The organism is Clostridium ihumii AP5 (assembly GCF_000612845.1).
GTDB classification, from domain to species: Bacteria; Bacillota; Clostridia; order Clostridiales; family Clostridiaceae; genus Clostridium_J; species Clostridium_J ihumii.
The window spans coordinates 1-1,341 of the sequence record NZ_CCAT010000030.1 but is presented as its reverse complement, the minus strand read 5'-3'; the positions used below and the strand labels follow the sequence as shown (position 1 = coordinate 1,341).

The 1,341-nt window shown below is 35.0% G+C and carries 2 protein-coding genes; both read left to right on the top strand.

The window, feature by feature from the left end; genetic code table 11:
• Positions 1-261: antitoxin (locus tag BN346_RS04310; RefSeq protein ID WP_101541673.1), on the top strand; the 261-nt coding region annotated here is incomplete at its 5' end.
• Position 262: 1 nt separating this feature from the next.
• On the top strand, positions 263-1,126 hold the full coding sequence (locus BN346_RS04305; protein ID WP_002332783.1) for a zeta toxin family protein: 864 nt from the start codon (positions 263-265) through the stop codon (positions 1,124-1,126).
• Positions 1,127-1,341 lie beyond the last annotated feature (215 nt).

Below are 1,341 nucleotides of genomic sequence, written 5' to 3'. Positions count from 1 at the left end.
TATGAAAAAACATTTGAAATAGAGATCATTAACGAATTATCGGCAAGCGTTTATAATCGAGTATTAAACTATGTTTTGAACCATGAACTAGATACTAAAAATACTCGTTTACTAGAAGTGAATCTTTTAAATCAATTAGAAGTGGCACAAGAAGTTGATTTATTTCAACAACCATTTGAAGAATTACAAGCTATTCATGAGTATTGGCGGTCAATGAATCAATATTCAAAACAAATTTTGACAAAAGAGAAAGTGGCTTAACATGGCGAATATTACTGACTTCACCGAAAAGCAATTTGAAGATCGTTTAGAAAAGAATGTTGAACGACTAACTAAAAATAGACTAGCGGTTGAATCGCCAACCGCTTTTTTACTTGGTGGGCAACCAGGATCAGGTAAAACTAGTTTGCGATCGGCAATTTCCGAAGAGACACAAGGAAATGTTGTTATCATTGATAATGATACGTTCAAACAACAGCACCCTAATTTTGATGAACTAGTGAAACTTTATGAAAAAGACGTAGTAAAATACGTTACCCCTTATTCTAATCGCATGACAGAAGCGATCATAAGCCGTTTGAGAGATAAAGGGTATAATTTAGTGATTGAAGGTACAGGACGAACAACAGACGTTCCTATTCAAACCGCAACAATGCTTCAAGCCAAAGATTATGAAACAAAAATGTATGTCATGGCAGTACCTAAAATCAACTCATATTTAGGAACAATTGAACGGTATGAAACTATGTATGCAGATGATCCAATGACAGCCAGGGCAACACCAAAACAAGCGCATGATATTGTTGTCAAAAACTTACCGACCAATTTAGAAACCCTTCATAAAACGGGCTTATTTAGCGATATAAGGCTTTACAATAGAGAAGGAGTGAAACTCTATTCAAGCTTAGAAACGCCTTCCATTAGTCCGAAAGAGACCTTAGAAAGAGAATTAAATCGTAAAGTATCAGGGAAAGAAATTCAACCGACTTTGGAGAGAATAGAGCAAAAAATGGTTCAAAATCAACACCAAGAAACCCCTGAATTTAAAGCAATTCAACAAAAAATGGAAAGCTTGCAGCCACCTACACCACCAATACCCAAAACACCTAAACTTCCAGGTATTTAGCCCCTTAAAAAAGGAAAAGAGTAGTTACCAAAAAACGGTAACTACTCTTTTTTTATAAAAACATTTCCTCATGTTTTAAAAGCTGATCGAGAAATAAAGCACACAACGGTATTCTTTCTTTTTTCAGTTGGTACATTTTGCAGTCTGTAACGTGTCATTTACTGTTTGTTACCTTAACATATCCAGTCGAAAACACAAGGGTATATAAACGAGCA